The organism is Methylobacterium sp. R2-1 (assembly GCF_014191355.1).
GTDB lineage: Bacteria > Pseudomonadota > Alphaproteobacteria > Rhizobiales > Beijerinckiaceae > Methylobacterium.
In genome coordinates this window covers 46,814-69,270 of sequence record NZ_JACHWM010000006.1, presented here as the reverse complement: position 1 = coordinate 69,270, position 22,457 = coordinate 46,814, and the positions used below count along the sequence as shown (strand labels likewise).

Below are 22,457 nucleotides of genomic sequence, written 5' to 3'. Positions count from 1 at the left end.
TCTATCGGTCATGACCCAGACCAGCATGAGAACCGCTAAATTCGGCCTCGGGGCGGTGGTCCGGCACCGGATCTACCCGTTCCGGGGCGTGGTCTTCGACGTGGACCCGGAATTCGCCAACACCGAGGAATGGTGGCTCGCCATTCCCGAGGAGGTCCGGCCGCGCAAGGACCAGCCCTTCTACCACCTGCTCGCCGAGAACGCGGACAGCGAGTACGTCGCCTACGTCTCGGAGCAGAACCTCGTGCCCGATACATCCGGCGAGGCCCTGCGCCATGCCGGTATCAGTGAGGTGTTCGAGCGCAGCGCCGACGGCGCCTACCGCATGCGGATCGGCCACGCGAACTGACCGGCCGCGCCTTCTGCGAAAGATGCGGGGCGTCGCCCCGAAAGGTGGCCGCCGGCTTTCGGAATAAGACGATGCAAAAACAACAGCCTCGCATCGCCCGGAAGGGTGTGGCTGGGGCGGCGGGCTCAAACGTCAAGCTGCGGAACGCTTTGTTCAACGGCGGCTGCTATCGGACCGTGACACGTCACCGTTGCGCGGGTCCGAGATAGCCATGGATGTGGTCACCATGCTGGTCATGAGCCTCGCCGCGGCCGCTGCCGCGGCGGGCTTCCTGGCCGTCGAGTGGCGGATCCTGCGCAACCCCGCGCTGCTGCTGTGGAGCGCGGGCTTCGCCACGATCGTCCTCGGCTGCTCGCTCTCGCCGGTCCGCGCCGCCTCCTTCCTCGTCGGGGTCTGGTTCGCCAACGGCCTGCTCGTCCTCGCCCACCTCCTGTTCCTGTTCGGCACGGCCCGCTTCACCGGACGCCGGATCGCACGGCTCTGGTGGGGCCTGCTGCTGGCCTGGGCCGGACTCCTGCTCCTGCCGGCAGGGACCGACCCGACTCCGGCCTTCGCGATGACCAATTCCGGTCTCGTCGCCCTCGCCTCCCTGCGGGCCGCCCATCTCCTGCTGTCGCGGGCCGGGACGCCCTTCCCGGAACGCACCGCCGCCTCCGATGCGCTGGGCGCCGTCTTCCTCGCCCACGGCGCATTCTACGCCGTCAAGGCGCTGCTCGTGCCCGTGCCGGGCGCCTTCGTCAGCCTCGTCGGCTTCAAGGGCGTACTGATCCAAGTCTCGCTGTTCGAGGGCATTCTCGTCGAGATGCTGCTCGCCCTGGCGATGGCCGCCGCGGTGCGCCGCCGCCGGGAGGAGGCGATGGCGGTGCTCGCCGAGCGCGATCCCCTCACCGGCGCCTTCAATCGCCGCGCCTTCGAGAGCCGCGCCGCGGAGGCGTTGCGTGACATGGCCGCCGGGCGCCAGTCCGGTGCCCTGCTGCTGCTCGACGTCGACCGGTTCAAGACGGTCAACGACAGCTTCGGCCACGCCGTCGGCGACCGCATCCTCGTGGCGCTCACCGGCGTGTTGGAGGCCTGCCTGCCGCGCGACGCGATCCTGGCGCGGCTCGGCGGGGACGAGTTCGTGATCCTCGTACCGGGTCTCGACGAGGCGGCGGTTCCTGATCTCGGCGCGGCGATCCGCGACCGCATGGCCCGCGAGAGCGGCCGTGGCCTGCCCACCGGCGCCACGATCAGCCTCGGTGCCGCCCTGTTCACCGGCGGCCCGGCCGGGCTCGATGTGCTGATGGCACTCGCCGATACGGCGCTCTATGAGGCCAAGGCCCATGGCCGCGACCGGCTGCAGGCCCGCCGGCTGGAGCAGCCTGCCGAGCGCGCTTCGGAACGATCCGTGCCCGAGGCGAAGGCCCGGATGTCGGCAGAGGGCGGCTGCTGCGCCTGAGGGCGCGTGACGTTCGGATCAAGAGGTTCGAACGACCACGAGGCGCCCGCATGGCGGACGCCTCCCGGTTGAAGATGCCTGTACCGGAGAACCCCTCGCCGAGGAGGCTCGATCGATCTCAGGAGATCAGGTCGAGCTTGGCCGTTTCGAAGCCCGCCGCCCGCACGCTGTCGGGGAGGGCGGAGGAGTCGGGATAGCCGGCCTCGCGGGCCATGGCGTCGAGGGCGGTGCGCTCGTCGTCGGCGCTGCCGGTCCAGAGGATCGCGCCGCTGGTCTTCTGCCGGATCTGGAAGATGCTCATTGTGAACCGTCCGTCGTCGGGAAGCTCTTGACGGAACAACCCTGCGAGGCTGACCCGGTTGCACACGAAACCTCGGGCGAAATCTTGAGAGTTGCGATGGGTGTTCGCGCAGCTCCAGATCGTCCGATTTCGAGGCCCGGCCTCGATGACCACAGCGCGGGAGGGGGCCGATGTTGCCTGTCCGCAACGGCTCGGGCCGGCTGCGGCCGGGGAGGGACCCCGCCACGAAATCGCCGGCTCCCGCGCGGAAGCAGGCTGCGGCGCATCGGCGCGCCCCGTGAGGCGATTCGTGATGCTGGCCCGCTTGTTTCTACGTCCCACCGCGGCGGGACTCGCGGCCCTCCTCCTTTCCCCGAGTCCACCGGCCCGCGCCGCCGAGGAACCGCCCGCGGCCGGGGTGCCTGATCCCGCCGCGCTCCTGCCCGCCGTGAGTGTGGTCCCGGCCGAGCGCCGGGAGATCGTCGAGCGGGCGGTCGTGACCGGGACGCTGGTGCCCCGCGACGAGATCCTCGTCGCCCCCGAGGTCGAAGGCCTGCGCATCGTCGCGCTGCTCGTCGAGGAGGGCGATCGGGTCGAGCGCGGCGCGGTACTGGCGCGGCTCTCGCTGGAGATGATCGAGACGCAGGAGGCGGCCAACCTCGCCGCCACCGCGAAGGCTGAGGCCGCCATCGTCCAGGCGAAGAGCCAGATCATCCAGGCGCAGGCGGTTCAGACCGAGGCGCGCCAAGCCCTGGAGCGGGCGCAGGCGCTGGTGAAGACCGGCAATGCCACTGCGGTCACCCTGGAGCAGCGGGTTTCCGCGGCTCAAGCCGCCGACGGCCGGCTCGACGCGGCGCGGGCCGGGCTGGCGCTCGCCGAGGCGGATCTGGCCGCGGCACGGGCGCAGGCGCGCGAGATCGGCCTGCGCCGGGCCCGCACCGAGATCCGCGCGCCGGAAGCCGGTATCGTCAGCCGCCGCACGGCCCGGGTCGGCGCCACCGCGAGCGCGGTCGGCGAGCCGCTGTTCCGCCTGATCGCGCGCGGCGAAATCGAGCTGGAGGGCGAGGTGCCCGAATTCGCCCTGCCCCGGCTGAAGGTCGATGCCCCGGCGCGCCTCGAATGGGAGGACGGGCGCGTGACGCCCGGCGCCGTGCGCCGGGTCTATCCGGAGGTCGAGCGGGCGACCCGCCTCGGCCGGGTGCGCATCCGCCTGGACGCCGACCCGGCGCTGCATATCGGCGCCTTCGCCCGCGGTCGGGTCGAGGTCGCCCGGCGCGAGGGCGTGGCGGTGCCGCTCGCCGCCGTGCTCTACGCCGCCGACGGCTCGGCCAGCGTGCTCGCGGTCGCGGACGGCCGCGTCTCCGCCCGCCGGGTCGAAACCGGCCTCTCGGCCGAAGGTTTTACGGAAGTTCGCTCCGGCGTCGCGGCGGGGGAGACCGTGGTCGCCCGCGCCGGCTCGTTCCTGCGCGACGGCGACCGGGTGCGTCCGGTGCTTCCCGCCGCGGCCCAGGCCGGCGCCTCGAGCCGCTGAGGATCACACCATGCGCCTCAACGTCTCGGCCTGGGCGATCCGCAAGCCGATACCCTCTCTCGTGCTGTTCCTCGTGCTGATGGTGCTCGGCCTCGTCAGCTTCCGGAGCCTGCCGATCACCCGCTTTCCCAACATCGACATCCCGATCGTCTCGGTGACGATCACGCAGTCCGGCGCCGCCCCGTCCGAGTTGCAGACCCAGGTCACGAAATGGGTCGAGGATTCGGTGGCTGGGGTGAAGGGGGTCAAGCACATCCTGTCGACCATCTCGGAAGGGGCCTCGATCACCACGATCGAGTTCCGCCTGGAGGTGAACCAGGACCGCGCCGTCAACGACGTGAAGGACGCGATCTCGAAGATCCGCATCAACCTGCCGCGCACCATCGACGAGCCGATCATCAGCCGCGTCGAGATCGCCGGCCTGCCGATCATGATCTACGGCGCCTCGGCGCCTGCCATGACGCCGGAGGACCTGTCGTGGTTCGTCGACGACGTGGTCGCCCGCCAGCTCCAGGGGGTGAAGGGAGTGGGCGGCGTCGAGCGGCTCGGCGGTGTCGCCCGCGAGATCCGCGTCACCCTCAAGCCCGACCGGCTGCTCGCGCTGGGCATCACCGCGGCCGACGTGAACCGGCAGTTGCGCCTCACCTCCGCCGACATGGCCGGCGGGCGCGGCGAGCTCGCCGGCGGCGAGCAGTCGATCCGCACGCTCGGCGCCTCGTCGAGCCTGGAGACGCTGGGGGCCACCTCCATCGTCGTGCCGGGGGGGCGCAAGGTGCGCCTCGACGAGCTGGCGAGCCTGATGGACGCGGCCGAGGAGCCGCGTACCTTCGCCCGCTTCAACGGCGAGCCGGTGGTGGGCTTCGCCATTTCCCGGGCGATGGGGGCGAGCGACGCCGAGGTCGCGGTCGCGGTGGCGAAGCGCATCGAGGCGCTGCACGCCGAGAATCCGGGCCTGCGCTTCGACCTGATCGACACCAGCGTCGTCAACACCATCGGCAACTACCACTCGGCGATGATGGGCCTGCTGGAGGGCGCCGCGCTCGCCGTGATCGTGGTGTTCCTTTTCTTGAGGGACTGGCGCGCCACCCTGATCGCGGCGGTGGCGCTGCCGCTCTCGGTGCTGCCGACCTTCTGGGTGATGAGCGCGCTCGGCTTCTCGCTCAACGCGGTCAGCCTGCTCGCCATCACCCTGGTGACCGGCATCCTCGTCGACGACGCCATCGTCGAGATCGAGAACATCGTCCGCCACATGCGGATGGGCAAATCCGCCTACCGTGCCGCTCTGGAGGCTGCCGATGAGATCGGGCTCGCGGTCATCGCCATCACCGCGACCATCATCGCGATCTTCGCGCCCGTCTCCTTCATGCCGGGCATCGCCGGCCAGTACTTCAAGCAGTTCGGGCTCACCATCGCGGCCGCCGTGTTCGTGTCGCTCCTCGTCGCCCGCCTGATCACGCCGCTCTTGGCCGCCTACTTCCTGCGCGATCACGGCCCGGACCACGAGCGCGAGGGTAGGGTGATGCGCGCCTATACCCGCCTCGTGGCGTGGTCGGTGCGGCACAAATACCTGACGCTGATCCTCGGGCTGGCCTGCTTTGCCGGCTCGATCGCCTCGACCCGGCTCCTGCCCGCGGGTTTCATCCCGGCGGAGGACGCCGCGCGCACGATGTTCGTGGTCGAGCTGCCCCCCGGGGCCCGGCTCGACGACACGAGCCGCGTCTCCGACGGCATCGTCGAGACGATCCGGGCGATGCCGGAAGTCAGAAGCGTCTTCGTCGATGGGGGGCGCCAGCTTCCGGGCAAGAAGGAGGTGCGGCTGGCAAGCCTCACCGTCAACCTCACCCCGAAGAGCGAGCGGGCGCTGACCCAGAAGCAGGTCGATCTCAAGATCGCGAACATCCTGCGGCAGGTGCCCGACATCCGCTTCTGGTCACTGCAGGAGGGCGGGCAGCGGGAATTTGCGCTGATCGTCTCGGGCCCCGACAAGGCGGTGGTCGCCGATGTGGCCGCCCGCCTCCAGCGCGAGGCCATGGGCGTGCCCCACCTCGTCAACGTGATCTCGACCGCACCCCTCGACCGCACCGAGCTCCGCATCACCCCCAAACCGGGCGTGGCCGCCGATCTCGGCGTCTCGACCGACGTCATCGCCGAGACGGTGCGGGTCGGCACCATCGGCGACATCGCGGCCAATCTCGCCAAGTTCAACGCCAAGGATCGCCAGATCCCGATCCGGGTGATGCTGCCCGAACGCTTGCGCGGGCAACTGCCCGAGATCGCCAGCTTGAAGGTGCCGGTGAAGACGGGCGCGGCGGTGCCGCTCGCGACCGTGGCCGACCTGACGCTCGGGCGCGGCCCCACGGCCATCGACCGCTACGACCGCACCGTCCGCGTCGCCGTCGAGGGCGACCTTCAGGGCTCGGACGCGCTGGGCTCGATTATCGAGCAGGTGATGGCGCTGCCCGCCGCGACCCTGCTTCCCGAGGGCGTGACCATCCGGCAGACGGGCGATGCCGAGATCATGGGCGAGGTGTTCGAGGGCTTCGCGCTCGCCATGGGTGCCGGGCTGATGATGGTGTTCGGCGTCCTCGTGCTGCTGTTCGGCAACTTCCTCCAGCCGCTCACCATCCTGTTCTCGCTTCCGCTCTCGATCGGCGGGGCGATCCTCGGGCTGCTCGTCTTCCACATGCCGATCTCGATGCCGGTCGTCATCGGCATCCTGATGCTGATGGGCGTGGTGACGAAGAACGCGATCATGCTGGTCGACTTCGCCATCGAAGAGATGGCCCGCGGCGTCGATCGCGTCACTGCCATCGTCGATGCCGGGCGCAAGCGGGCGCGCCCCATCGTGATGACCACCATCGCCATGGCCGCCGGCATGGTGCCGTCTGCCATGGCGCTCGGCATCGGCGGCGAGTTCCGCGCGCCGATGGCGGTGGCGGTGATCGGCGGGCTGATCGTCTCGACCGGGCTCTCGCTCGTCTTCGTGCCGGCGATCTTCCTCTTGGTCGACGACCTGTCGCGGCTGTTCGTGCGCCTGTTCGGCCGCTTCGTCGGCGGGGCGGACGAGCCGGAGGCAGGGCAAGAAGTCAGACATTTGGACGATGCGTATCGCCCGGGTTTGCCCGCCAACGCCGGCGGTCTCGCCCGTCGACCGACCGCCGCCGAGTGAACCGGCTCTCGCTCGAACAAAACGCGAAATCTGTTCTCCCGAACAAATCGAACAGATTGTACTAACGGCCGCGCGGGCCGGTTATCATTTCCCAACCGGGAATGGGACGGATGCCCCTGCCCGGCGCAGGCGGCGGCTCGCGGATCGTCTCGAAAATGGGTGACAGCTCAAGGGCCTCGTGTAGCGCCCCACGAGCCGTCGCCAGGACGATGCGCGGAGCGTCTTTCGGCAAGGCTGCAGCCACATCGGCCGCCGGGCTCTGCATTGCGCGAGTACGTCAGGGTTGCATCATCGAGGCGGCGCGAAGTTTTTCGCAACACTTTTGATGTATCCGGGACAGAATACCGCTTCGCGTCCACCACGGGCCTTGCGGCCGATGGATGATCGATGCGGGAACCTCGAGACCGACAGGAACGCCAAAACGCCCACGAGCGACGCCGGGACAGGCGCTCCGAGGATGTCGTCGTCCTCGTCTCGGATCGCCGCGAACGGGCGGAGCGTCTGGCCCGCGGCATCGCGCTCGTCCTGCCCTGCCGCGTGATCGAGCCCGGCGCGGGCTTGCCGGCCGGCCGGCCCATCGCCTTCGTCGTCGATCTCGCCACGGACCTGGCCGCGGACCGAAACGGCGACCGGGGGCATGCCTGGATCGCGTGGCTCGCCACGAATATCCGCGAGAGCGGACTGCCCTGCCTCTATCTCGCCCGCGGCAACGCAATCCATGACGCGGCGGCCGTGACCTTGCTCGGCACGCCGACCGTGATCGATCCGCGCCAGTCCGCCGGCATCGTCCCGACGCTTCGACGCCTCGTCGCGGCTGGGAAGGCGAGGGCGACGCGCGGTGGCATGCAGGGAGCGGCTGGCGGACCGCCCGAGGTGCAGGTCGAGCGGGCCACGACCCTCGTCATTCACCTGTTCGACAGCGCCGCTTCCGGCCAGCCGCCGAGCCCGGAGGAGGCTGAGGAAGGCACGCAGATCGTGCTCGATACGGTGTCCGAGGTCGGCATCCGCGCCTGGCTCGACCTCGTCTGGCGCCACGACATTCAAGTCTACCAGCATTCCCTGAGCGTGGCGGGCTTCGCCGCCGCCTTCGCCGCCGAACTCGGCTTCTCCCGGGATGACCGGCAGCGTCTCGCCAAGGCCGCGCTCCTGCACGACGTCGGCAAGGCTCTGATCCCCCACGCCATCCTCAACAAGCCGGGCCCCCTCACGCCGGACGAGATGGCGGTGATGCGCACCCATGCCGCGCTCGGCGCCGACCTGCTGGCCAAGGAGGGCGACTTCGGACCCGATATCCTCGACGTGGTGCGCTACCATCACGAGCGCCTCGACGGGTCCGGCTATCCGGAGGGCCTGAAGGGCGCGCAGATCGGTGATCTCGTGCGGCTCGTGGCGATCTGCGATGTGCATTCGGCCCTGACCGAGCGCCGGGTCTACCGCCCGCCCCTCTCCGCCGCGGAGGCCGTCGCGATCATGGAGGCCCAGGCCGGCCAGCTCGATTCCGATCTGCTCCGGGCCTATCGTCCGATCATCGCCCGCGCCGGCGCCGCCGCCAGCGGACCGTCCGTGCTGGGCTGATCCCGGGAGCCCAAAGGGTCATCCCTTTGGCAGGGCACCGGGGCGGCGCCCCGATCTCTTTCCAGGGCTCGGCCCTGGACCCGCGAAACGGCTTGCCCTTCGAAACCCGGTTCTTCGAAACCCGCTCCTTCGCGGCGCGATCAGCCGCGGGCCGCCACCCGCTCGGCCAGCAGGCACAGGATCTCGAAGGCGATGCCCGCGCCAGCCAGCGCCGTGATGCCGGCGGAATCGAGAGAGGGGGCGACCTCCACCACATCCGCCCCAACGAGATCGAGACCGCGCAGGCCCCGCAGCAGGTGCAGCGCCTCCCGCGTGGTGAAGCCGCCGATCTCCGCCGTGCCGGTGCCGGGGGCGAAGGCGGGATCGAGGGCGTCGATGTCGAAGCTGAGATAGGTCGGGCCGTCGCCCACCACGGTCCGGGCTTCCGCGGCCACCTCCGGCAGGCCGCGGGCGCAGACCTCCTCCATCGCGAGGATGCGCATGCCCTGCGCCAGCGCCCAATCGCGCTCGTCGGCCGCGTCCATGCTGCCGCGCAGGCCGATCTGGATGCAGCGGCGCGGGTCGAGCACACCGTCCTCGACCGCGCGCCGGAACGGCGTGCCGTGGGTCAGCCGCGACCCGTCGGACTGCGCGCCGCCATACTGCGCGTCATCGGTGTCGCTGTGGGCGTCGATGTGGATCAGTCCGAGCGGCCGGGCCGCCCCGAGCGCCCGCAGCACGGGATAGGTGATGAAGTGGTCGCCGCCGACCGACAGCGGCACGATGCCCGCCTCGGCGAGCGGCCGATAGAAGGTCTCGATGCGCCGGGCCGTCTCGGCGGCGTCCACCGGGTTGACCGGCACGTCGCCGAGATCGGCGCAGGCCGCCAGGGCATAGGGCGCCACGCCCGTGGCGGGGTTGAGCGCCCGCGTGCCGGTGGAGGCCTCGCGCACGGCCCGGGGCCCGAGCCGTGCGCCGGGCCGGTTGGTGGTGGTGCCGTCGAAGGGGATGCCGATCAGGCCGATCTCGACTCGCCCCGTCCCTTTGCCGGCTCCTTCACCCGCCGCCTCGGCCGGATCGAGCACCGGAAGCCGCATGAAGCTCGCGAGCCCCGAGAAGCGCGGCGTCACCATCCCCGAAGCCGGCTGGAACCGCGCCAAGCGCTGCGCCCGCATCTCCGCCCTGTCGTCCTCCCTGTCATCCGCCATGACGATCCTCCCCAGCGCGGCGCCTCTCGCGATCCGCATCAAGCCGTCCGGATCGCCCGCCCGCAAGCCTCTTCCCGCCCGCATCGCCATGCCCCGGTGCCATGCCCCGGCGCCAGATTCCGGCCGGCGCAGACTACGCAGAGGAAGCCCGGAGAGCGGATACATTGGCTCCCGATGGCGTTGGGGGGCCGGGCTCGTGATATGGCCAAGCCTTCTCGGCAAGCTTTCTCGGCAAGCCTGATCGAGGGGCGGATCGGCGTTCGAAGCCGAGCCGGGACCAGACGGCAGATGGAGGATGACGGTTCATGGCAGCTCAGATCGCGGTCATCGATCGTTCGGAGGCTGCGGATTGGGACGAGGTTCTCTGGCAGCAGCCTGCCGCCGCCATCTACGCGGCGCGGAGCTGGGGCGATTACAAGGGGCGGCTCGGCTGGACCGTCCGGCGGGTGGCCTTGTGCGACAACGGTGAGGATCTCGCCTACATCCAGTACCAGGAGCGCCGATCCGGTCCCCTGCGCCGGATCTTCGTGCAGGGCGGGCCGGTCCTCACCGCCCGCGGGCAGTCCCGGGCGGAAGCGGTGCTCGCCGCCTTCCTCGACCATCTCGCCCTGCGCCCGGCGGACCTGCTCGCGGTGAAGAGCTACCGGCCGCACGATCCGGAGGGCATCACCGCCCTCCTGTCGCACGGCTTCGTGCCCGTCGTTACGGCTAAGGACCACACGATCGAGCTCGACCTGACGCCCGGCACCGACGCGATCCTGGCCGCTTCCGACCGACGCTGGCGGCGGGAGGTTAACAAGGCGAAGGGCCAGCCCGATCTCACCGCCGTCTTCCTGACGGATCCGGACGAGCGCCTGCGGGCCTTCGACACCTTCGTGCGGATGTATGCCGCCCTGCAGCAGCGCAAGGGCTTCTCGAGCGACCTCGACACGGCCGCCTATCGCGATCTCGCGGCGTCCGACCCGCACCTGCTCTTCCTCGAGATCCGCGAGGGCGGGGCGCCGATCCTGGTGCGCATCGTCCACACCGCGCGGGAGCGCTGGACCGATTTCTTCACCGCCTCGAACGAGCGGGCCCGGGCGACCGGCGCGGCCAGCTTCGCCGTGTGGCAGATCGTCGAGCGCGCCCGGCAGGAGGGCGCCCGCCGCTTCGATTTCGGCGGCGTCGACCCGGCCGGCAACCGCGGCGTCTTCGACTTCAAGCGGGCCCTGAGCCGCAACGTGGTCCAGGGCGGACCGACCTGGATCTACGCGCGCAACACCTTCGTCCGCCGCGCCGCCGCGACCGCCCTGTTCCTGCGCCAGATCTGACCGCAAGGGGGTTCGAGGGGTGAGGAGGCTCCCCACCTCTCGACGTCGCGGCTCAGCCCCGCTGCTGCGAGCGCAGGCTGCTGGTATCGCCCGATGTGTTCGTCATCGGTCCGGCGGGGCCGCTGGAATTGGCTTCCTCCTCGCCCGCGCGGTCGTCGCTTTGGCGGGCGCCGACATGGTCGTGGTACTGCTCGGTCTGGACGTGGCGGCTGTCGAGGCCGCGCGCGTCGGAGTGCTGGGACTTGTCGCGGTTGCTCAGCACCTCGTTCTCGCCGAGCATGCCCTCGGGCAGCTCGGTCATGGCGCCGGTGCCGTCGCCTTTGCCCTGCGCACCGGGACCCATGCTGTGCCGGTCGGCCTTGGCCATGATGTCGCTCCTGTCGCTGTCGATAGCGTGGAGGAACGATCTGGGCTCGGGAGCGAAGAGAGCAAGCTGAGCAGAAGAAAACTTAAAGGTCTTTTGCCGAGGAACATTTTCGCGTTCCAGGCGATCGGCCCAGGCGATCGGCGTGGTCTTGCCTTGTTGCCGACAGGGGATGCTCAGCGCGACTTCGCTGTCAGCAATTCCGCGAACCGCGCCACCAGCCGCCGTCCGACCTCCTCCTTGCCGAGCTTCGGCCAGGTCTCGATACCGCCCTCGCGCGCCACGAGGTGCACCGTGTTCTCGGTGCCACCCATCACGCCGCCTTCCGCCGAGACGTCGTTGGCCACGATCAGGTCGCAGCCCTTGCGCGCGATCTTCTTCTGCGCGTTGACGATCACGTCGTCGGTCTCGGCGGCGAAGCCCACGACGAGGGCCGGGCGCCCCTCGCTTCGGCCGGCGATGGTGGCGAGGATGTCTGGGTTCTCGACCAGTTGCAGCGGCGCGGGGGTGCTGCCGTCCTTCTTGATCTTGCCCGCTCGCGTCTCCGCCGGGCGCCAGTCGCCGACCGCGGCGGCGAAGATCGCGAGATCGGCCGGCAGGACCGCCTCGACCGCGGCGAGCATCTCGCGGGCGCTCTCCACCCGCACGACGGTGACGCCCGCCGGATCGGGAACCGCCACCGGCCCCGAGACCAGGGTGACCCGGGCGCCGGCCTCGGCTGCGGCTGCGGCGACCGCGTGACCCTGCCGCCCCGAAGAGCGGTTGGCGAGATAGCGCACGGGGTCGATCGCCTCGTGGGTCGGGCCGGAGGTCACCAGCACGTGGCGTCCCGTCAGCGGTTTCTTCGGGGTGTCGCGGCCGGCCAGGAAGCCGAAGCCGGGGCTCTCGGCGCGCTGCGCCAGCAGGGTTTCGAGGGCATCTGCGATCTCGTGCGGCTCGGCCAGCCGCCCGGGACCGAACTCGGCCTCGGCCATGGCGCCCTCGTTGGGCCCGACCACCGCGACGCCGTCGGCTTTCAGCGTCGCGAGGTTGCGCTGCGTCGCGGGATGTTGCCACATCCGCACGTTCATCGCCGGTGCGATCAGGATCGGCAGGGTGGTGGCGAGCAGCACCGTCGAGGCGAGGTCCGGCGCGTGGCCGGTCGCCATCCGCGCCATCAAATTGGCCGTGGCCGGCGCCACCACGATCGCATCGGCGTCTCGGGCGAGTCGGATATGGCCGATATCGGCCTCACTCTCCCGGTCGAACAGGTCGGTATGGGCCCGCTCCCCGGCGAGCGCGGCGGCCGCCAGCGGCGTGACGAATTCCTGGGCCGAATCGGTCAGCAGCGGGCGTACCTGCGCTCCGCGCTCGCGCAGGCGCCGGATCAGGTCGAGCGCCTTGTAGGCCGCGATCCCGCCGCCGACGATCAGCAGGACGCGGCGGCCGGCGAGGGGTTTTGCGGATGAAGAGGACATGAGCGCAGAACGGGGATTTGCGGCCCGCGCGTCAAGGGGCGAGGAAGGCCTCTCACCGGAACGCCAGCACCAGCGCGCCCACCGCGATTCCCCACAGGGCCAGGGTGGTCAGGAGCGCGTGGCGGCGCTCCAGCTTGACCAGCCGCTCGATCGCCTTGGTATCGCGCGAGCCCTCCTCGTCGAGGCGGATCATGATGCGGCGGATGCGCTGGGCGATGTCGGGGATGTCGGAGACGACCTCGGCGAGCGTCATCGCGGCACGGGCGCCGCCTTCGAGCCTGCCAACAGGGCCGAGATGGCGGGTGATCCACGAGCGCACCACCGGCTCGGCGCCGGTCCACATGTCGAGCTGCGGATCGAGCGAGCGGGCGACGCCCTCCACCACCACCATGGTCTTCTGCAGCATCACCAGTTCGGTGCGGGTGCTCATGTCGAACAGGGCGGTCACGTCGAACAGGAGCGTGAGCACCTTGGCCATGGAGATCTCGTCGGCCCGGCGCTGATGGATCGGCTCGCCGATCGCCCGGATCGCCTGCGCGAAATCGTCCACCGAGTGGTGGCGCGGCACGTAGCCGGCCTCGAAATGCACCTGCGCCACCCGGCGATAATCGCGGGTGATGAAGCCCAGAAGAATCTCGGCGAGGAAGCGCCGCTCGGCGTGGCCGAGCCGGCCCATGATGCCGAAATCGACCGCGACGAGCCGGCTCTGCGGATCGACGAACAGGTTTCCCGGATGCATGTCGGCGTGGAAGAAGCCGTCGCGGATCGCCTGCCTGAGGAAAGACTGAATCACCACCCGGCCCAGCGCCTTCGGGTCATGGCCCGCCGCGACGATGCCGGCGCGGTCGTTGAGGCGCACGCCGTCGATCCACTCGGAGGTCAGCACGTCGCGCGCCGTCAGCGCCCATTCGGGGCGCGGCGTGCGGAAATCCTCGTCGCCCTTGGTGTTCTGTGCGAGTTCCGACATCGCCGCCGCTTCGAGCCGGAAATCCATCTCCATGGTGACGGAGCGGGCCAGAATCTCGACGACTTCGCGGGGGCGCAGGCGCTCGGCGTCCGGTAGCAGCGCGTTGACGATGCGGGCCATGAACCGCATCGCCTGCAGATCCTTGGCGAAGCGCTCGCGCACGCCGGGCCGCATCACTTTGACGGCTACGGTGCGCTGCGTGCCGTCGGCGTCGAGCACGGTCGCCTTGTGCACCTGGGCGATCGAGGCCGCGGCCACCGGCTCGCTGAAGGCGGTGAACAGCGCCGAGACCGGTTTGCCGAGTTCCTGCTCGACGACCCGCAGCGCCACCCCCTGCGGGAAGGGCGGCACCCGGTCCTGAAGCCGTTCGAGGTCGCGCGCCGCAGCCATGCCGACGATGTCGGGCCGCGTCGCCAGGAACTGGCCGAACTTGACGTAGGAGGGGCCGAGCCGGGTCAGCGCCCGCTCCAGCGGGCTCGCACCGGGCACTTCGGCGATGCCGCGCCGCTCCAGGGAGCGGCCGAGTTTCAGCGCGAGCCGTAAGTGCGGCGGCAGTTGCGCCGGATCGATCAGCGCCAGCCCGCCCTCGCGGGCGAGCACGAATCCGACATGGGCGCCGCGGGCGAGGTGGAAGACGGCGCCTAGCATCCGCGAACCCTGTCAGGTGTGTCGCCGAAGAGAGATCGCACCGGATGGCGGGCGCGAAGAGGCTCCCGCGCAGCGGGCCTCGGCCGCGCCGAGACGGCAGCCGATGTTCGGGACCGGAAATCGATCAAGAAATCTTCCAGCCGGAATGGATCGCGACGATGCCGCCCGAGAGCCGGCGGTGGCTGACATGGCCGAAGCCCGCCGCCTCGATCATCCGGGCGAAGCTGTCGGGGGAGGGGAACTTGCGGATCGACTCGACGAGGTATTGGTAGGACTCGCGGTCGCCTGCCACCCGCTCGCCGATGCGCGGGATCACGTGGAAGGAGTAGGCGTCGTAGATCTTTTCGAGAACCGGCAGGTCGACCCGTGAGAATTCCAGGCACAGGAAGCGCCCGCCGGGCTTGAGCACCCGGTGCGCCTCGCGCAGCGCCACGTCGATGCGCGGCACGTTCCGGATGCCGAAGGCGATGGTGTAGCTGTCGAAATGGTTCGACGGCAGGGGCAGCGTCTCGGCATTGCCGGTCACGAAATCGATGCGGCCGTCGTATTTGTGCCCGGCCCGCTCGGCGCCGACCCGCAGCATCGCCTCGTTGATGTCGAGCACGGTGACGTGGGTGTCGGGTCCGCCCGCAGCGAGCGTCCGGAAGGCGATGTCGCCGGTGCCGCCGGCCACATCGAGATGGTGGTAGGGGCGGGTGCGCGACGGGCGCAGCATCGAGATCAGGTGCGACTTCCAGGCCCGGTGCAGCCCGCCCGACATCAGGTCGTTCATCAGGTCGTAGCGGCGCGCGACCGAGCGGAACACGTCGTCGACGCGGGCCTGCTTCTCGGAGAGGCGCACGCGCTCGTAGCCGAAATCGGCGGTGGCTTCCGTGTCGCCGGCTCTCGCGTCCGTTCCGCTCATCCGATCACATCCTGCGCTTGCCCGCCGACGCCGCCGGCTTGGCCGAGCCTCCTTAGCGAATGCCGGATGGAACCGCCATGCGGCAGCGGGGATGCGGAGAGGCAGGGGCGTCCGTCGCGCGGGCGAAAGGATCTCAGCTCCTCAGAGTCCCACCGACGAGCCAAGCCGGGTCGAACCAGCGGTCGGCCTCGCCGTCGTAGGGCAGGCGGGTGATGTCCCAATGCTGGATGTATTTCGCGTAGACGTTCCAGACCGCGATGCCGCCGCCGACGAAGATGCGCCGGCCGGGATAGCGCTTCAGCACCGCCTCCGGATCCTCGTGCGAGCGGATCACGTCGATGGTGCGGTCCTTGAACGCGAAGTCCGGCACCGAAGCCACGGTCTTCGGGCCGGCGATCAGCACGTGGCCCATGGTGAGCGCAAAGAAGCGCGTCACGTCCTCCACGAAGAGCGGATCGGTGTTGCCCTCCCAGGGGAGATGCCCATTGAGGCCGAGCTGGCCCCGCTGGCCGATGGCGCAGATGCAGCGGACGTCGATCATGGCTGAAACCCGAAAAACATAGAAAGCGGGCTCTGCCCGCAACCCCGCCGGGGCCTTGGCCCCGGACCCCCTTACTGGGGAGCCTGGAAATCCAGAACCCGGTCGCTGGGGAAATCGTAGAGTTTGCCCGTCTCGTTCCAATCGGAGGAAGCCAACCGCACGAAATGCGGTGCCAGCGCCTCCGGGGTCTTCAGCGTGGCCGGATCTTCGCCCGGCATCGCCGCCGCGCGCATGCTCGTGCGGAGCGGACCCGGGTTGAGCAGCATGGCGCGCACCCGCGTGCTCGCGTTCTCGGCGGCGTAGGTGCGCACCATCGCCTCCAACGCCGCCTTCGAGACGGAGTAGGGACCCCAATAGGCCCGGCATTTCGAAGCCGCCCCGGAGGAGACGAAGATCGCGCGTCCGCCATCGGAGCGCTGCAAGAGCGGGTCGAACGAGCGGATCAGGCGCCAGTTGGCGGTGACGTTGATCGCCATCACCTGATCCCACACCTTCGGCGTGACGTGGCTCACCGGCATCAGGTTGCCGAGGATGCCGGCATTGCCGACCACCGCGTCGAGCCGGCCCCAGCGCTCATTGAGCGCCGCGCCGAGACGGTCGATCGCGTCGTAATCGGTGAGGTCGAGGGGCACCAGCGTCGCGTGGCCGCCGGCCTGCCGGATCGCGTCGTCGAGTTCCTCCAACCCACCCTGCGTGCGGGCGACTGCGACGACATGGGCTCCAGCCTGCGCCAGAGCCAGCGCAGCGGCCCGGCCGATGCCGCGGGAGGCGCCGGTGACGACGGCGATGCGGCCGTCGAGGATCTTGTCGGCCATGGCGCTCAGTCCGCTTCGGCCAGCATCGCGAAGCGCTTGGGCCCGGCAATCGCCAAGTCGGTCAAGCCGGTCGGGTAGTCACCGGTGAAGCAGTGGTCGGTGTATTGCGGGCAGGCGGCGTTGCGCGCCTCCTCGCCCATCGCCCGGTAGAGGCCGGGGATTGACAGGAAGGCCAGCGAATCGGCACCGATGTATTTCCGCATGCCCTCGAGATCGTGGGTAGCGGCGAGCAGCTTCTCGCGCTCGGGCGTGTCGATGCCGTAGAAATCGGGATAGGTGATCGGCGGCGAGGCGATGCGAAAATGCACCTCGCGGGCGCCGGCGTCGCGCATCATCCGCACGATCTTCACCGAGGTGGTGCCGCGCACGAGGCTGTCGTCGACGAGCACGATGCGCTTGCCCTCGACCGCGGCGCGGTTGGCCGAGTGCTTCATCCGCACGCCCAGTTCGCGCACGGTCTGGGTCGGCTGGATGAAGGTGCGCCCGACATAGTGGTTGCGGATGATGCCCATCTCGAACGGCAGGCCGGCCTCCTGCGCGAAGCCGAGCGCCGCCGGCACGCCGGAATCCGGCACCGGGATCACGACGTCGGCCTCCGGCAGAGCCTCGCGGGCGAGTTCCTGACCGATGGCCTTGCGCACGCCGTAGACGCTCTTGCCGTTCACCACCGAGTCGGGGCGGGCGAAGTAGATGTACTCGAAGATGCAGGGCCGCATCGGCTGCTTCTCGGCGAAGCGGATCGACTCGACCCCCTCTTCCGAGATCACGACCACCTCGCCGTTCTCGACGTCGCGGATGAAGCGCGCGCCGATGATGTCGAGGGCGCAGGATTCGGAGGCGAGGATGTAGCGCCCGTCGAGCTCGCCGAGCACCAGCGGGCGGATGCCGAGGGGGTCGCGGGCGCCGATGAGCTTCTTGTTGGTCAGCGCGACGATGGCATAGGCGCCCTGGATCTGCTGCAGCGCGTCGATGAAGCGCTCGACGATGCGCGGTTTGCGCGAGCGGGCGGCCAAGTGCAGGATCACCTCGGTGTCCGAGGTCGATTGCGTGATGGCGCCGTCGCGCACGAGGTCGCGGCGGATCGAGAGCGCGTTGGTCAGGTTGCCGTTATGGGCGACCGCCAGCCCGCCGCTGGCGAGTTCGGCGAACAGCGGCTGGACGTTGCGCAGGATGGTGCCGCCGGTGGTCGAGTAGCGCACGTGGCCGATGGCCGAGCGGCCGGCCAGCCGCTCGATCGTGGCGCGGTCGGAGAAGGAATCGCCGACGAGCCCTTGGCGGCGCTCGGAGTGGAACACGCCGTCGTCGTAGGAGACGATGCCCGCCGCCTCCTGGCCGCGATGCTGCAGGGCGTGGAGGCCGAGCGCCGTGATGGCCGAGGCATCGTCGTGCCCGTAGATGCCGAAGACGCCGCATTCCTCGCGAAGCGTATCCCCGTCGATGTCCAGGTCGCGGACATCGGCGCTCGCGCTGACAGCTGACATGTCGATCTCGAATCCTGGAGGCGCGCGGGTCTCGCGGGCCTCGCATCCGGCACGGCAGGAAACGGCCGAAGGCGTCTCCGCCTGCAGCCTCTGCCGCGAGGGATGACACCGGGACCGTCGTGAAACCGTTACCTAGGCGCGGATCGCGTCGCAACCAAGACCGATTCCAGCATATCCTTCGTCGTCCGCGCGCATTGCTTGCGCACCACGGATATTCGGGATGGGTCCTTTCGGTGGGTCTCAGCGCTTCGGCTCAGGCCCAGCCTCGCTGCGGCGCTGGGCGGGGAGGTCGGTCTCCGGCGGCGGCTCCTCCGGCCCGTCGCCCTTAGGCTTGCGGAACTGCTTGAGGAAGCCCTCCGGATTGTCGGGCAGTTGCGCCACCAGCGCTTCGCCCGAGCTCTCGAGCAGCGATCGGCTCTTGGCCTGCGCCGCCCAGTCCGGAACCTTGCCCTGAACGAGCCAGGCCAGGAACACCCAGCCGATCACGCAGATCAGGAAGCCGCGGCCCGCCCCGAACAGGAAGCCGAGCGAACGGTCGACGGCGCCGATGCGCGAATCGAGCACGAGGTCGGAGATCTTCACCGTCACCAGCGAGACCACGATCAGGGTGGCGAGGAAGATCGCGGCGATGGAGGCGACGAGCGCCACGGTGTCGCTGGAGACGTGCTGCTTGACGGTGGGCAGGAGCAGCGGGTGGAGCGACCACGCCACCGCGGCAGCGGCCACCCAGGCAATGATCGCGAGCACCTCGCGGGTCACGCCGCGCACGGCGGCGAGGAGCGCCGAGACGAGCACGATGCCGAGCACCACGAGGTCGAGGACGGAAAACGGCATCGCAGGATATGGTTCGCTGGGGCGGGACGGGGCAGCCTTGCCCGGACGACGCCGGCTCCCCCGGGCCGCGCGTCCGCTCTGGTCCTTAACCATATACCCTGGCGAACCTCGGCCGTCACCTTCGGGACCGGCGGGTTTGTCGGACGGCCGATTTCGCCGGCCGCCCGGCGGGCAGGGATCGGTGCGGGGTGCGGACGGCGGCCGCCTCAGAACGGATCGTCCGGCACCGCATACTCGTCGCGCCCGCGCTCGCGCCTGCCCCCGACCCGCCGCGGGGCGCCCGAGGCGATGCCGGCGACGAGATCGGCGATGTGGCGCAGCGCCTCCGTCGGCAGGGCCCGCTCGCCGGTCTCGCCGCGCCCCTGCGGGGTGATCGCCTTGCCGAAACCGAGCTTCAGCGCCTCCTTCAGCCGAGCGGGCGCCTGCGAGACCGGCCGCACCGCCCCCGACAGGCCGAGTTCGCCGAAATAGACCGAGTCGGAGGGGAGTGCCGCTCCCGAGAGCGAGGAGACGAGCGCGGCCGCGACCGCGAGATCCGCGGCGGGCTCGGAGATGCGCAGGCCTCCGGCGACGTTGAGGTAGACGTCGTGGCCACCGAGCCGGATGCCGCCATGGGCCTCCAGCACGGCGAGCACCATCGAGAGACGGTTGGGATCCCACCCCACCACGGCGCGGCGCGGCATGCCGAGGGAGGAGGGGGCGACCAGTGCCTGGATCTCGACGAGAAGCGGTCGCGTGCCCTCCATCCCGGCGAAGACCGCGGTGCCCGGCGCGGCGTGATCGCGCCCGGCCAGGAACAGGGCGGAGGGGTTCGGCACCTCGGCGAGCCCGGCATCGGTCATCTCGAAGACGCCGATCTCGTCGGTCGGCCCGAACCGGTTCTTGACCGCCCGCAGGATGCGGAAGTGATGGCCCTGGTCGCCCTCGAACGAGGCGACCGCATCGACCATGTGCTCGACCACGCGCGGCCCCGCGATCTGCCCGTCCTTGGTGACGTGGCCGACGAGGATGACGGCCGTGCCGGTGGTCTTGGCAAAGCGGATCAGGGCCTGGGCCGAACTCCGCACCTGGGTGACCGTGCCCGGCGCCGATTCCACCGTCTCGGTCCACATGGTCTGGATCGAGTCGATGATGACGAGCGCCGGCGGCTGACCCTGCGACAGCGTCTCGACGATGTCCTCGACATTGGTCTGCGCCGCCAACTCCACCGGGTACTTGGCGAGCCCCAGCCGCTCGGCGCGCAGGCGCACCTGCCCCACCGCCTCCTCGCCGGAGATGTAGGCGACGCGCTCCCCGCTCTTGGCCATGGCGGCGGAGGCCTGCATCAGCAGGGTCGACTTGCCGATGCCGGGATCGCCGCCGAGCAGAATCACCGAGCCGCGCACGAAGCCGCCACCGGTGACGCGGTCGAGCTCGTTGATGCCGGAAGGCGTGCGCGGCGCCTCCTTGGCTTCGCCGGTCAGGCCTTCGAGGGGGAAGACGCGGCCCCGCGCCCGCGAGGGCCGGGTCGCCGCCGGGCCGGATTGGGGGCCGGCGGAGGCGACTTCCTCCTGAATCGTGTTCCAGCCGTTGCAGGCCTCGCAGCGCCCGCGCCAGCGGTTGTAGACCGCCCCGCAGGACTGGCAGACGAAGGTCTGTTGGATCTTGGCCATTCGGGGAGGAGGGCGTCTGTGAAGGAGACCGGCGGGGCGGCCGTTGATCACTCTACATAAGAGCGAACATAACGGGAACCCAGCCCCGTCAGGATCTCGTAGCCGATGGTGCCGGCGGCTTGCCCCACCGTGTCGATGTCGAGGGCATCGCCGATCAGCGTGGCTTTGCCGCCGCGCCGGGCCTGCGGTGCGCCGGTGACGTCGAGGATGATGAGGTCCATCGAGATCAGGCCGACGATCGGGCAGGGCATGCCGCCGACCAGCGCGTGGCCGGAATTGCTCGCGGAGCGGGGATAGCCGTCGGCGTAGCCGAGCGAGAGCGTGGCCAGCCGGCGCGGGGCGGGGGCCTGCCAGCGGGCGTTGTAGCCGCAGGTCGCGCCGGCCTCGACGTCACGGACCTGCAGGATCGTCGCCTCCAACCGCACCACCGGCCGCATCGGGTTGGGTTTGCCCGGCTCCGGGTTGCCGCCGAAGAGCGAGTAGCCCGGCCGCAGCAGGTCGTGGCGGGCGCCGCTCGCGAGGCAGGTCCCCGCGGAATTGGCGAGCGAGGCGCGCATATGCGGAAAGGCCGCCCTCACCCGGGCGAAATCGGCGGCTTGGCGCGCGTTGAGCGGATCGCCGGGCAGTTCCGCGCTGACGAGATGGCTCATCACGAGATCGATGCCGGCCCGCGCGATCACCGGATCGCCGGCCAGCGCCAGAGCCTCCGCCACGGAGAGGCCGAGCCGGTTCATGCCGGTATCGACATGGAGCGCGGCCGGCCACGCGCCCTGCGTGGCGTCGGCCCACTCGGCGAGTTCCTGCGCGTCTCCCAGGACCGGGCGCAGGCGGTGGGCGCAGAACGTCTCCGCGCTGCCGGGCGGCAGGCCGTTGAGCACGTAGAGCGCGGCCTCCGGCAGCGCGGCGCGGGCGGCGATGCCCTCTGAGAGATGCGCCACGAAGAACGTCCGGCAGCCCGCCCGCCACAGGGCCGGGGCGACTGCAGCGAGGCCGCAGCCATAGGCGTCAGCCTTCACCACGGCGCCGCACTCGGTCTGCGGCGCGTGCGCCGCGAGAGACCGCCAGTTGGCAACGATGGCCGCGAGATCGATCGTCAGGCGTGCGCCGTGGCCGGGGGAAGCATCCGCGGCGATGATCAAGACTTCCTGCCCGCGGACGGCCAGGAGACGGGCCGGGTCATGATCTCTTCGAACGCATAGGGGCACTCAGCGGGAAACACGTCTTCGTCGAGGTCGGTCTCGCCCGCGGCATCGATGCGGGCGCGGCGATAGGCGCGGGCGATGGCGCCGGGAAGCCTGTGCTTCAGGCTCGGATGGCGCTCCAGCAGTTCCTCGACATCAAGGCGGCCATTGCGGATCGAGAGATGCCAGCTTCGCGTCCGTTTCTCCGGCTGATGATTCCACTTCAAAAGATGCATCAGCGTGAGCCGCAGCGCGCTCTCCATTTGGTTGTAGATCGCGCCGCCCAAGTCCTCGATCTCCTCGGCCAGATTGAGTGCGTCGAGGGCGTCGAACTGCCCACGCCGGAGGGCGAGGGCTTGCTCGTAGGCCCAGGCGTAGAGGTCCCGGTCGAGGTGATCGGGACCCGAGCGTGCGTGGGCGGCCTCGGCGAGCCGACGCGCGAGGGGTTCGGCGAACGCCGAAGAGGGGGCGCCCGCGACGAGTGCGATGAGATAGCGATCGGCTGGCCCACCGTCCGGCGCCACGTCACTGACCTTTGGCAAGACCGACGCAGGCGAGACGGGTCGCCCCTCCTCAATGAGGCGGCCTACAACCTCGAACACGCCGCGATGAAGGTTCTGTGTCCAGTCCTCGGCGCGTAGGATCGCAGCGATCCGGGCATAGGCGGCGGGCTCGACCAGGATGAGGCCGACGAGCTGCTGCTCGGCCTCGAAGACCTCGTTCAGCGTCGGTGGCGCGGGCGGTCGCGCCTTCGGTGCGAGAGCCAAGGGAAGC

19 protein-coding genes are annotated in these 22,457 nt (G+C 70.2%); 6 read left to right on the top strand and 13 right to left on the bottom strand.

What is annotated here, in order from left to right; genetic code table 11:
* Nucleotides 1–10: 10 nt before the first annotated feature.
* Together hspQ and FHU13_RS10295 are read left to right on the top strand one after the other, a co-directional pair.
* Nucleotides 11–349, top strand: coding sequence for a heat shock protein HspQ (hspQ, locus tag FHU13_RS10300; protein ID WP_183435759.1), 339 nt, complete (start codon nucleotides 11–13; stop codon nucleotides 347–349).
* Nucleotides 350–560: 211 nt separating this feature from the next.
* Nucleotides 561–1,787 carry a diguanylate cyclase gene (locus FHU13_RS10295; protein WP_183435758.1) on the top strand — a complete coding sequence of 409 codons (1,227 nt, stop codon included), beginning with the start codon at nucleotides 561–563 and terminating at the stop codon, nucleotides 1,785–1,787.
* Between the two features lie 118 nt (nucleotides 1,788–1,905).
* Here the strand turns inward: FHU13_RS10295 and FHU13_RS10290 are convergent, their stop codons facing one another.
* A complete protein-coding gene (locus tag FHU13_RS10290; protein WP_183435757.1) occupies nucleotides 1,906–2,088 on the bottom strand; it encodes a hypothetical protein in 183 nt (60 codons plus the stop codon).
* Between the two features lie 292 nt (nucleotides 2,089–2,380).
* Between FHU13_RS10290 and FHU13_RS10285 the strand changes: the two genes are divergently transcribed.
* From FHU13_RS10285 to FHU13_RS10275, 3 genes are all read left to right on the top strand, one after another.
* The gene (locus FHU13_RS10285) at nucleotides 2,381–3,598 is read left to right on the top strand and encodes an efflux RND transporter periplasmic adaptor subunit (protein ID WP_183435756.1); all 1,218 of its coding nucleotides are present in this window, start codon (nucleotides 2,381–2,383) and stop codon (nucleotides 3,596–3,598) included.
* A gap of 10 nt (nucleotides 3,599–3,608) precedes the next feature.
* The gene (locus FHU13_RS10280; RefSeq protein WP_183435755.1) at nucleotides 3,609–6,767 is read left to right on the top strand and encodes an efflux RND transporter permease subunit; all 3,159 of its coding nucleotides are present in this window, start codon (nucleotides 3,609–3,611) and stop codon (nucleotides 6,765–6,767) included.
* A gap of 387 nt (nucleotides 6,768–7,154) precedes the next feature.
* Nucleotides 7,155–8,342, top strand: coding sequence for an HD-GYP domain-containing protein (locus FHU13_RS10275; protein WP_183435754.1), 1,188 nt, complete (start codon nucleotides 7,155–7,157; stop codon nucleotides 8,340–8,342).
* 140 nt (nucleotides 8,343–8,482) lie between these two features.
* On the opposite strand, the gene speB is transcribed toward FHU13_RS10275, so the two are convergent.
* Nucleotides 8,483–9,529, bottom strand: coding sequence for an agmatinase (speB, locus tag FHU13_RS10270; RefSeq protein ID WP_183435753.1), 1,047 nt, complete (start codon nucleotides 9,527–9,529; stop codon nucleotides 8,483–8,485).
* 305 nt (nucleotides 9,530–9,834) lie between these two features.
* On the opposite strand from speB, the gene FHU13_RS10265 reads away from it, so the two are divergent.
* Nucleotides 9,835–10,839, top strand: a complete 1,005-nt coding sequence (locus FHU13_RS10265; RefSeq protein WP_183435752.1) for a lipid II:glycine glycyltransferase FemX — start codon at nucleotides 9,835–9,837, stop codon at nucleotides 10,837–10,839.
* Nucleotides 10,840–10,891: 52 nt separating this feature from the next.
* Here the strand turns inward: FHU13_RS10265 and FHU13_RS10260 are convergent, their stop codons facing one another.
* From FHU13_RS10260 to FHU13_RS10210, 11 genes are all read right to left on the bottom strand, one after another.
* On the bottom strand, nucleotides 10,892–11,206 hold the full coding sequence (locus FHU13_RS10260) for a hypothetical protein (protein ID WP_183435751.1): 315 nt from the start codon (nucleotides 11,204–11,206) through the stop codon (nucleotides 10,892–10,894).
* Between the two features lie 173 nt (nucleotides 11,207–11,379).
* On the bottom strand, nucleotides 11,380–12,660 hold the full coding sequence (gene coaBC, locus FHU13_RS10255; protein ID WP_183435750.1) for a bifunctional phosphopantothenoylcysteine decarboxylase/phosphopantothenate--cysteine ligase CoaBC: 1,281 nt from the start codon (nucleotides 12,658–12,660) through the stop codon (nucleotides 11,380–11,382).
* 52 nt (nucleotides 12,661–12,712) lie between these two features.
* Nucleotides 12,713–14,275, bottom strand: coding sequence for a 2-polyprenylphenol 6-hydroxylase (gene ubiB / locus FHU13_RS10250; protein ID WP_183435749.1), 1,563 nt, complete (start codon nucleotides 14,273–14,275; stop codon nucleotides 12,713–12,715).
* A gap of 124 nt (nucleotides 14,276–14,399) precedes the next feature.
* Nucleotides 14,400–15,179 carry a bifunctional demethylmenaquinone methyltransferase/2-methoxy-6-polyprenyl-1,4-benzoquinol methylase UbiE gene (ubiE, locus tag FHU13_RS10245; RefSeq protein WP_183435748.1) on the bottom strand — a complete coding sequence of 260 codons (780 nt, stop codon included), beginning with the start codon at nucleotides 15,177–15,179 and terminating at the stop codon, nucleotides 14,400–14,402.
* 133 nt (nucleotides 15,180–15,312) lie between these two features.
* The gene (locus FHU13_RS10240) at nucleotides 15,313–15,720 is read right to left on the bottom strand and encodes a dihydrofolate reductase (RefSeq protein WP_183435747.1); all 408 of its coding nucleotides are present in this window, start codon (nucleotides 15,718–15,720) and stop codon (nucleotides 15,313–15,315) included.
* 71 nt (nucleotides 15,721–15,791) lie between these two features.
* Nucleotides 15,792–16,535, bottom strand: a complete 744-nt coding sequence (locus FHU13_RS10235; RefSeq protein WP_183435746.1) for an SDR family NAD(P)-dependent oxidoreductase — start codon at nucleotides 16,533–16,535, stop codon at nucleotides 15,792–15,794.
* Between the two features lie 5 nt (nucleotides 16,536–16,540).
* Nucleotides 16,541–18,016, bottom strand: coding sequence for an amidophosphoribosyltransferase (gene purF / locus FHU13_RS10230; protein ID WP_183435745.1), 1,476 nt, complete (start codon nucleotides 18,014–18,016; stop codon nucleotides 16,541–16,543).
* Between the two features lie 240 nt (nucleotides 18,017–18,256).
* Nucleotides 18,257–18,850 carry a CvpA family protein gene (locus tag FHU13_RS10225; protein WP_183435744.1) on the bottom strand — a complete coding sequence of 198 codons (594 nt, stop codon included), beginning with the start codon at nucleotides 18,848–18,850 and terminating at the stop codon, nucleotides 18,257–18,259.
* Nucleotides 18,851–19,056: 206 nt separating this feature from the next.
* Nucleotides 19,057–20,502 carry a DNA repair protein RadA gene (radA, locus tag FHU13_RS10220; RefSeq protein ID WP_183435743.1) on the bottom strand — a complete coding sequence of 482 codons (1,446 nt, stop codon included), beginning with the start codon at nucleotides 20,500–20,502 and terminating at the stop codon, nucleotides 19,057–19,059.
* A gap of 47 nt (nucleotides 20,503–20,549) precedes the next feature.
* On the bottom strand, nucleotides 20,550–21,641 hold the full coding sequence (gene alr, locus FHU13_RS10215) for an alanine racemase (RefSeq protein WP_210287574.1): 1,092 nt from the start codon (nucleotides 21,639–21,641) through the stop codon (nucleotides 20,550–20,552).
* Nucleotides 21,638–22,450, bottom strand: coding sequence for a DUF29 family protein (locus FHU13_RS10210; RefSeq protein WP_210287573.1), 813 nt, complete (start codon nucleotides 22,448–22,450; stop codon nucleotides 21,638–21,640). The genes alr and FHU13_RS10210 overlap by 4 nt, the downstream gene beginning before the upstream one ends.
* Nucleotides 22,451–22,457: the final 7 nt, after the last annotated feature.